Origin of the sequence: Chamaesiphon sp. OTE_8_metabat_110 (genome assembly GCF_031382685.1) — a bacterium.
Taxonomy (GTDB): Bacteria; Cyanobacteriota; Cyanobacteriia; order Cyanobacteriales; family Chamaesiphonaceae; genus Chamaesiphon.
Window position 1 is genome coordinate 1 of the sequence record NZ_JANMZA010000455.1, and the last position, 9,768, is coordinate 9,768.

The following is a 9,768-nucleotide window of genomic DNA, read 5'->3' on the forward strand; positions in this document are numbered from 1 at the left end:
TAGCGATCGTTACCAGGTAGAAACCACGATCGATCTCCTCAGTTCACCAATAGAACAATATTACCTGATTTGTACGGCAAAAAGACTTACTCTAGAGTAGAGAAAGTCTTGCTCAATGCAGGATCTTGCCTTATGTCTCGACCAGAATCGGCTGCCACGCATCAGGCGGAAAAAACTAGATGATATGAGTATACTCAACCTAGAGAGAGATTTTTTAAAAAACTAATCGAAGGAGAGAAGAAGTACTCTCCCCCTTTCAATTTCACAAATTGGGCAAACTGGTTTTCTGGTTCAATGTCCGGCTTGACTGTCGCTTTCCCCCATTCTTGGAGCCAATTTTGGGGAGGTTTTGGAGCCTCACCGATCGCAGGATCGCTCCGATCTCCTTGTTTCTGACCGATGACTGCATCGAGTCCACTCTTGTCATAGTTGGGATTTTGTCCTCCAGAAAATCCTGGTTCCAGAAAGTTGGGATTATTGCACCAGAAACGCTGAATAAACTCGAACTGCTCCCAGATATCAGACTGATAGCACATGAAGAGTAGGCCTACTCCATTTGTCGGTAAATCATTGAGATCCTCAGAAGTGCTCAAAGGACCACCATAGGTGATGCCCCGACGAGCAATGCGGTGACCCAGTTCTTCTTCTTCACTTTGGGCAAAAGCACCGCCTTTCTTGAAAGATTCCAGACGTGGATTGCTCTTGCGGACATGTGCGTGGAAGGGACATTTGAGTCCTTCGGGATCGCCCTTGTAATTGAAGTCATTGGGGATAGTTGGTTCATTGGATTCGACCCAACCGCCATCACCCGGTTGCAAAACCAGCGGCGTGCCATCTTCGTAACGCCCAACTGCCATTGCGCCACCCAGTTCTGTTGGTAAACCTAGTTTCTCAGCGATCTTTGCTTCGGCAGTTTTAAACCCCTTGACGTTCTGCTCAAGTTTGCGAAAGACCAAAAAGCTACCAAAGCTTACATCTGGCGATCCGTTAGGATCGGGAATTAGTACTAGTTTGAGAGGTGCTCCTGGATGTTTCCAGTATTTGCTAGTTACTCCTTCAAGTTGCTTTTCGAGGAATGCTGGTTGGCTGACACCATCTGCATAGCCAAAGTGTTCGACGACATTACCAAATTCTTTTTGAACAGCACTTCCACCCACAGTAGCCTCGAACTTGCGGCGTAGCGTCAGTCCATGCTCAACTGTTTTGATGGTAGCGATGTCCTTTAACTCCAAACCAACTGCCAATTCAGCAGCGGTAAGATCCGCAGGATTGTCATCGGCGAGAATAATTAATGCATGAATAGGACCTTTGAATCCATCATCCCAGCTATCAACAGGCGGGTCTAGAAGAACTGTTTGGCGACTTTTCATCCCTTCCTGAAAAGCGTTGGCATAGAACGGGGCTGGATTTCCAAATAGATCGGGTACTTCAGTCGGTCGCTGCTGCTCTAGAGGCTTTGCACTGTTTGAACCATTAGGTTTGGAAATTCCGAGGTAGTCATAGCCAATAGCCGTCAATGCAAAGTGAGTAAACAATCCAGCATCTGTTTTGCTGCGTTTGTATTCTTCTGAGGCATCCAATTGGCTTTTTGCCGAGGTGATTCGGGTAGTAGCAAGTTTGGAGATCCATCCTTTCACTTCGGCAATCTTTCCAGGTTTAAAGGTTAGAAAAATATGCGCGACACGATCGCGTCCATGTCCATTAAGGATATTTCCTTGTAAATCTACAAGAAAATCTTCATACTGCGAATCGGTTTGGTCAATCGGTCCAGCATTAGTATTGAGATTGAGAGGCATTTTGACACTCCAACTAGTTAAAACAGAATACAGTGAAGTATTGCAGCAAGCTTTCATTAAGGCAGGGGCTTGATCAGAAGATTGCGGAACTGAACACGACCAGTATGAAATTGCAATCCAATGAATCCACTGAGGCGTTTCAAAGGAGTTGGAATAATACCTTCTGATACTTGTTTGCCATTAAGACGAACAGTTACTTTGTTGCCTTTTGCAGTAATGTGGAATGTATTCCAGTATCGGTTGGCTGTATCATTACCATCTGGAGCAAGTGCCTTAGCAGCCCATTGAGTAGCGGGTGCAAGACCATAGATCGCCCCCGTTTTGAAAAATGAATCGCCAAAGATTGCTTGAGGAAAACGACTACTAACAAAATTTTTACCAGTTTCATCGATCTGAATCTCAGTTACTCGATCGTAGAAGTTATCAAAAGCGGTTTGGTTCGAGAAGTCAACACCTGCTGGGTCAGGCATTCGTAGTAAAATCCCTGAGTTGGGAATCAGAGGTTGGGAACGATAGGTACGGAAGGCTTTCCAATCAACAATCAGCTCAAAATTGTCAAATGTTTCCGGGAGATAGGAAAATCCAATATTTCCTGTTGGGTTAGTTTCTATGATTTCATCGTTTAGATGAATGATGCCTTCATAGGGAACTTCCAACCACCCTCGACTCTTTGCTAAAGATACTGAAAATTCTGAAAGTTCACTCTTGTCCCCCTCATAAGAATCATGACGATCGACAATATCGACAGCAACCTTGCGGCTCAGGGCTAATCCAGTTAGAACGGGATTGGCTGAACCAATTGTGGTGAACAGAGCTTGGTCACTGCAATAAGCATTGGTTACATGGTGAAAGTGCCCATTCACATCAGTGACAGATGTCTGCGGATCATCACCCATCCAGAGTGTGCCCGCATCATGAAAGGTAGTACCCACGCCTTGTTTACGGTCAGTGTCATTTAGTATATTTCCGGTATAGGTTAAGGAACCTCCATTGGCTAGAGTCCGAGCAATAGCATGACCAGTGTCAAAAATATCATCCCAGATAGGGTTATTCAAGTGGTTGCCAGGTTTGAATTGCACCCAGGCACGGCGATGATTGAATGTCTGGTCAAAGTCGGCATTTCCTGCTAAGTCAATGTAGTCGAAACCAGGATTACCTATGAGGAAATCCCTACCACCTTGAACTTCGCCGGAGGCACGCAGCACCAACCCAATCTTATCTGCATCAAATTCCTGAGCGATTTGGCTCTGTATGTCGAGATCGGGAATCATTTTGTACATATTGTTATCTGGCCCATCAGCATTAGTGGCTGCATAGAGCTGATACTGATATCTACCATTTGAGCCTTCGCATTGAATATGGAGGCTGGCTAGCTGCAAAAGATCGGCAAGCTCCTTTCCGGGCCAAGTGGTTTTCACAAACTCTTCCAGCTTCGTCCTTTCCACAGCAAAGGCAATATCTGCACGCAGGTGAACCATGAAATTTCGTCCTAGTAGTTCCTGTCCGGAGGGAGCCAGTCCAGAGCCTACAAGGGAGAAGGATTCCAGTGCGATTCGTGTGGACTCGATACAGCTCATCGCCAGAACCACCTGACAGTGGGGTGCAATTATGAGTTCTTTAGACTCATCATTATTTTTCACCACAATTTTGCGTACTATCCGCGTCCCAATATTTGGACTTTCGCTGCTGGTTTCACAATCTAGACGTACTACATGGGTGAAGGGCACGACCGCAATACGGAGATCGGCACTACGCCCGTCCGCATGGTCTGCGCGGATACTCCCTGTCAAAGCTGGTAAGCTGGAGTATTTGTCAAGAGCAAAGAGTCCAGAGATATAGGATTGGGTCTGTACTGCAATGGGGGCCTGGAGAACTTGAGTAATGCGGGAGTCTGTTGTTCCTCGTTTCTGGTCTAGGAAAAATTGTACAGCCCTGTTCAGACCAACTTTTTGAGGGCCACTCTCACTTTTAGCAAGTTGCACTGGGTCAAAAACAAAATCATCGCTGGGTAGTACCCCAATCTCGTATTCCAGAGTTTCATAAGCTGAAAGAGCATCACCCCGATTTAGAACCTTCTTGTCGTCAAAAGGGTCTTTGTGCTCAATAGGGCGAGTCCCCACCGATCGATCGGGGGTTACCAAATAGTCCCGAACTTCTTGGGGCCACTGCTTTAAGTCAGATTCTTGGAAACGGGGACACCAGCCTCCCCAATAAATTCCTTTGCCTCCCACACAGTAAGCTTGCCCGGTAAAGGGTTGGTTGCTGCGCCAACCTACGCCCCAAACAAAATTGCGAGTTTCTGGTTGACTACCTGCTCCTACATTTAGAAATATTCCTGGATCGTTGAGTCCTAAGTTGGGGATATTTTGTCCATGCTCAGGAACTAGGAACGGACCAGCCTCAAGTACCAATACCCGTAGTGCCTTGAAGCCATCAGTATCGAATTCATCTTTACCCTCTATTTTTCCAAATCGCTGGCGGCTCAGCTCGTAGATTTTTGAAGCACAATAGCCGCCATACATTCCCGATCCGAGTACCACCACATCTATACCTTCTGAATCAGACGTGGCTTCCTCCCATGTACTACAAATAAAGCGACCCAAAACATCGCGTGAAAAAGACGTAAATTCAGGTTCTGTTGGCATTTTAGACTCCAGGTATAAGGTCTAATCAAATAGTCAAAGCGATTCTCCACGGAGAGGCGTCGCCAACGAAAAGTAATTAGAACGGAGCAATCAAGATCGTAGCGATCTCAGTCGAGTCTATTCTCAATAAGGTTAATGAAAATATTCTCTCAATCGCTAGAAAGAGGACCGAGCGGTGAAAACTTTAATAAGAGAGGAGTGTATAGCTTATTATTTTTTAGCAAATTCTCCACGGGAGAGGCTTCGCCAACAAACTAGCGGAATGTGGGCTTTAAATTAGCATACGAGCGATAAGAGCTAAGTACCCCGACATAATTAATTAAACAAGATTTTACCTAGACACCTTTTCAGTAAAGGAGTTGATAATCGTCAACGTATAATTAATTCTGCTTAGATAATTATATGGTTGAGAAAGTATTATTGACAGACCTAAAATTGGGGGAGCGATCTGAATACACTACAGTCTAATCATTTAAGTGACATATTCTGCAATTTGAGTATTATTTGTAATAAAAATTAGGAAATAGAGAAGACATCAGCGTAAGCACCGACAATCGTATCCAAATCGTCTGAAATCAGCCGTTTCTTCGTGGGACTATCATAAACGACAAAAATTGATTTCCCGTCTCCATTCAGAGTCAATCCTTCAGCACGATCTTTACGATCGCCATGAGGGATATCTCCAAGGTAGTTCAATTGTCCGTTCTTTCGAGTGGAAAGACTGTTATCTTCGAGGGTGAATAGATTATCTAAGCGAAATAATGAATGCGACCCGTCTAGTTCCATCGTTGGTCCAGCAAGCACGAGTAAACTTTCACCATTTTCTTCCCAACATAATTCTCGAATTCCCAAGCCATTGAGGTCGAGGAAATGACGCTTGTATTGCCTGCTATCATCGGTAATAGTTTTAAGGTTTAGCTCATGAGATGAGCCTAACTCAACTTCAATTTCTAGCAAGATTGCGATCCCACGCAGTACTGGACCCCGCAGCCCAATTGCCACTCTGTTGCCGCGAACTGCCAATCCTTCAATATCAAATCCGTTCTCCTTGCCGGGAAGATGGAAGTAAAATTCGCTCCCAAGTAAAGAACCGCGATCGTCACTATCGATCGCCTGTGCCAGATCGAGGTATTCGTCTGTTACTAATGCTTTAATCAGTGAGTTACTCTTCCCCTCTCGCTTCAACCAGGCTGTTTGGGGAGAGCTATGCTCTAGCTTTCCAGCTTCATTAACCGGAATTCGAGCTAATAGGTAACGATTTTCCTCACGCTCTACTTCGATCAGCTCTTTTTTTTCAACTTTAAACTTGTCCGGTTTAACATCCACCTTTTTACGCTTACTACTATGAGAGCCAACAAGCCAAAGGTAGCCATCAGAATAGTCTAATCCTTAGACATCAACCTCTCCTTTATCTTCATCAAAGCCATCAATGAAGTCTTTAAAATAAAACCGTTGGTGCGCTCCAAAAACACCAGGACTGTTCTCTAGGCGAGTAAATCTCTCGATCGCATTTAATTCATCATTTCCCAACCACAAGTATTTCCCTTGATGGGATAAAACTGCCCCCGATAAATTCTTGATGATATCTGCTCTGATTTCAGCATTTAGATCTAGATCGCACAAGATTTTTACTGATTCTAATTTTTTTAAGTCTGCCATTTTAAGACTATAGTTACACAGCGTTACAAATTGTTTACTTTCGAGTATCAACTTATCATATCAAGATATGATAAGTTGTGGTTGGAGATATTTAGGATTACTAACAAAGTTATTAGCTTAAAAAGCTACAGACAACAGCTTTGAACCAATTGGAGTAATTATTTAGAGGGATCGTACTAGATCTCCGAGTCGGGTTTTATATTACCGTTTTTAATAATCAAAGAAGCTACCGAGCTGGAGCAACTCTAAGTGGGGTTTTTTGCATAAACCCCTAGTAGGCTCTCAGGCTTATGCGAGAACTCAAGCCGCGATCGCCGCTCCAATTGTGGACGTATATCAAATGGATCTGGTTGGTTACAACGTTAATCCACCGCGTTCATTTGAAGTTCATGTGGGTTATCAAGCTTCAGCCAATATTCAAAAGCGATCGCTCGTGCTAGCCAAACGTCTACAGCAGTTAGTTTCCGTCTTATCGCCTAACTTACAATCCCCGCAAATTTATACACAGCCAGATCCTGCTCAAGGAAGGAGCGATCGTGCGAGTTTTCACCAACGCGGCTATGCAGCTTGCGTCACCTTGGAAGATTTCTTTGCGGGGCCGTTGCCCACCTCGCCCACCGCAGAGCCTAATTCCAACTATCACCGAGATGGCGACACTTTCGTCGATTTTGACTATGCGGCTGACATTGCCCGATTGGTGGGCACAGCAGCATGGTTGACAGCCAATTTATAAACAATCCTCAATCATCAGGAGAATTAAAAATGCATTTTTGTAATAATCCATCTTGTCACAATCCCCTGCATTGCTTTTTGCCACCATATGTGATCGATCGTCTCACCGAATCTGACGATCCGGAAATTCGTCGGTTAGGAATTGACGCGACGGCTAGTGCCGCAGCAACACGGGCAGTTCGATCGACTTTTGCTGCGATGCCAATGATGGCAGCTATTCCCTCACCAGCAGGGAATAAGCATCGTCTGGTTTACGATATGAAAAACCGACAATCTCCACTTCCTGGCACACTGGTGCGTTCTGAAGGTGCTCCGGCAGTCACAGATAAAGCTACCAATGAAGCATATGACTATTCTGGTGTTGTTTATGACTTTTACAAAGAAATATTCCAACGCAACTCCCTTGACGATCGTGGGATGACTCTCAAATCTAGCGTTCATGTGGGTCGGCGATATAATAACGCTTTTTGGGATGGGAGACAAATGGCTTATGGTGATGGCGATGGTCAAATTTTCATCAGATTCACCAAAGCAATAGATGTAGTAGCCCACGAGTTAACTCACGGCGTAGTCTCCTTTACAAGTAATTTAGATTATCAAGACGAGCCTGGAGCATTAAACGAGCATTTTGCCGATGCGATCGGCGCAATGGTTAAGCAATGGTATCTCAAACAAGATGTCAATGCAGCTAACTGGTTGAATGGGGACGCTATTATGGGATCAGGAGTCACAGCTAAATGTCTTCGCACCTTCAAAGAAGGAAAAGCCTACGAAAACGATCCGCTTTTGGGCACAGATCCCCAGCCCAAACACATCCGCGATAAATACACTGGCAATGATGACAATGGCGGCGTACACATTAACTCTGGCATTCCCAATCATGCTTTTTACCAAGTGGCGATCGCCATCGGCGGTAATTCTTGGGAAAAGACTGGCAAAATTTGGTATCAAACTCTAAAAAATCTCAATCAATTTAGCCAGTTCCAAGAAGCCGCCAGCATGACTCACCTGGTTGCAGGTTCGCTATTTGGAGCTGGTAGTTTAGAACAGCAAGCTGTCAAAACTGGCTGGAGTGCCGTAGGTATTACTGTTTAGTATTGTCACTAACAATCCGTCACTAAACTTGGTTTAGTGACGGGATCTAAATTAAAAGGAAAATTATCATGGCAACTGATAAAAGCAAAAAGCAAGTATCCGATCGAGGAAAAGTGCGAGCCATAGCAGCAGCAATGATCGATCTGCCCCCAACAGTCGATCCGCCCATTGTAGGTTCCCGCACGCGGATTTGGAAACAAGATCCCTCAGTTAAAGAACTTGCTCTACCCAGAGATGTTTACATTCACGCTCAAGTCAAAGAAGGCCCCAGTGACTCCCAAATTGCGATCGGAGGGTTATCGCCTGTAACTCCAGACTTGAATCAGGATTTTCTGATCGATCCTGCTAGCGATGGAAAAGCCTTCGATGCGGTACATACCTATACTATTGTTCGTCAAGTGCTAACAATGTACCAGCGAGTTTTAGACAGAAAAATTCAGTTGCAATGGAATAGTAATACCGATCTAGATCCAATCTCAGTTCATCCCCAGGCGGGCAGAACTGCCAATGCATATTATAGTCGTAATGAAAAAGCTTTAAAGTTCTTCTTTTTCAAACCTAATAATCAACCAGCCGGAAGTCCTGATGTGTTTACCTGTCGATCTCTAGATATAGTTGCTCATGAGACAGGACACGCCATCTTAGATGCCCTAAAGCCCAACTGGATTTTGGATAATGCGCCAGCCCAAACAGGCGGATTGCATGAATCTTTTGGGGATATAACTTCAATTTTGACAATCCTATCTCAACTAGATCTGGTCGAATATATCGTCGCCCAAACCAAATCTGACTTACATCGCCGTAATATTCTTGCCGTTCTCGCCGAGGAATTTAGTAATGCTTTTGGGATGCCAGAGGGTTTACGCAATGCTGATAATGACTTAAAACTCAGTCAGGTTAGTAACGCGGTTCACGATATTTCTCAGGTATTTACTGGGGCTGTTTATGATATTTTGGCAGATATATTTACAGCTAATCGCAATCCTCGCCTTCGTGATGATGCTATCACCTTATATGAAACTGGTCGATATATGGCTAGTTTGATAATTCGCGCCATTGAAAAAGCCCCAGATAATAATGCTATTTACGCAGATGTTGCTAAGACAGCGATCGAGATTGCTAAGGCTGATGGACATCCAGATTATGCCACTTTTATTGAAAAACATTTCACCTTGCGGGAAATATTAGGTACCCAAGCTTTTGCTGGGCATCCAAATTTATCTCATTTGGGCATATATCCCGATCGGCATGGCTGTTGTGGCACTATGCAGCATCCAGAATATCAAACTTAATATTATCACTAAATCTTACCAGTAATAGTCGTGTTATTCGCAAAACAGATTGTTTTGACATTCGCCATCGCAAGTCTAAATGTATTAACGCAATTCTTCCCTATGCTAAACTTGAATTTTAGTTTAGGGAAGAGCTTTTATTCCTACCAAATACTCTGCGTGAATTCCACTCAGGAAATCAAATATACACTAGCCAACTATCTCTATTTAAGTGCAAGTACAGCATCTCTATCTTGTCTACAATTGAGTCAAAACTTGCCAAATAATCAGGTTAAAACCCATATGAAAATTAAGTTCCGCCAATCGGGAGGATATGCAGGCTTACGAATGGGTTACGATCTAGACACCAACTTACTACCCATTGAAGAAGCTGCTGAGTTACAGTCATTAGTACAAGGAAGTGGGGTTGTACAATCTCAAAGTTCTCGCTCGGAAAACGCAGCGGATTTGATTAATTACGAGATTACGATCGAAACTAAGGAGGGAACGCGCCAGATCGCTTTTGATGATTTAACCTTGCCTGAAAGTATCATACCTTTACTAGATTAT

The 9,768-nt window shown here is 44.0% G+C and carries 6 protein-coding genes and 1 pseudogene; 4 read left to right on the top strand and 3 right to left on the bottom strand.

The genetic code is table 11. The features are described from left to right. Nucleotides 1-194: 194 nt before the first annotated feature. From RMO52_RS16765 to RMO52_RS16775, 3 genes and pseudogenes are all read right to left on the bottom strand, one after another. A complete protein-coding gene (locus RMO52_RS16765; protein WP_310416420.1) occupies nucleotides 195-1,796 on the bottom strand; it encodes a hypothetical protein in 1,602 nt (533 codons plus the stop codon). A 56-nt stretch (nucleotides 1,797-1,852) separates the two neighbouring features. Continuing rightward, nucleotides 1,853-4,441: a family 16 glycoside hydrolase gene (locus RMO52_RS16770; RefSeq protein WP_310416423.1), complete on the bottom strand. Its 2,589-nt coding sequence runs from the start codon at nucleotides 4,439-4,441 to the stop codon at nucleotides 1,853-1,855. Nucleotides 4,442-4,957: 516 nt separating this feature from the next. Then, nucleotides 4,958-6,100: pseudogene (locus RMO52_RS16775) on the bottom strand (DUF3616 domain-containing protein). A gap of 259 nt (nucleotides 6,101-6,359) precedes the next feature. Between RMO52_RS16775 and RMO52_RS16780 the strand changes: the two are divergent. From RMO52_RS16780 to RMO52_RS16795, 4 genes are all read left to right on the top strand, one after another. Continuing rightward, complete coding sequence (locus RMO52_RS16780) at nucleotides 6,360-6,833, top strand: M28 family peptidase (protein WP_309741730.1); 474 nt, start codon at nucleotides 6,360-6,362, stop codon at nucleotides 6,831-6,833. 29 nt (nucleotides 6,834-6,862) lie between these two features. After that, nucleotides 6,863-7,927 (top strand): M4 family metallopeptidase, encoded by a 1,065-nt coding sequence (locus tag RMO52_RS16785; protein ID WP_310416427.1) that lies wholly within the window; start codon nucleotides 6,863-6,865, stop codon nucleotides 7,925-7,927. A gap of 68 nt (nucleotides 7,928-7,995) precedes the next feature. Continuing rightward, nucleotides 7,996-9,219 (top strand): hypothetical protein, encoded by a 1,224-nt coding sequence (locus RMO52_RS16790; RefSeq protein WP_309741733.1) that lies wholly within the window; start codon nucleotides 7,996-7,998, stop codon nucleotides 9,217-9,219. A 282-nt stretch (nucleotides 9,220-9,501) separates the two neighbouring features. Further along, nucleotides 9,502-9,768, top strand: a 267-nt coding sequence (locus RMO52_RS16795) for a protealysin inhibitor emfourin (RefSeq protein WP_310416431.1), incomplete at its 3' end; no start/stop codon positions are given.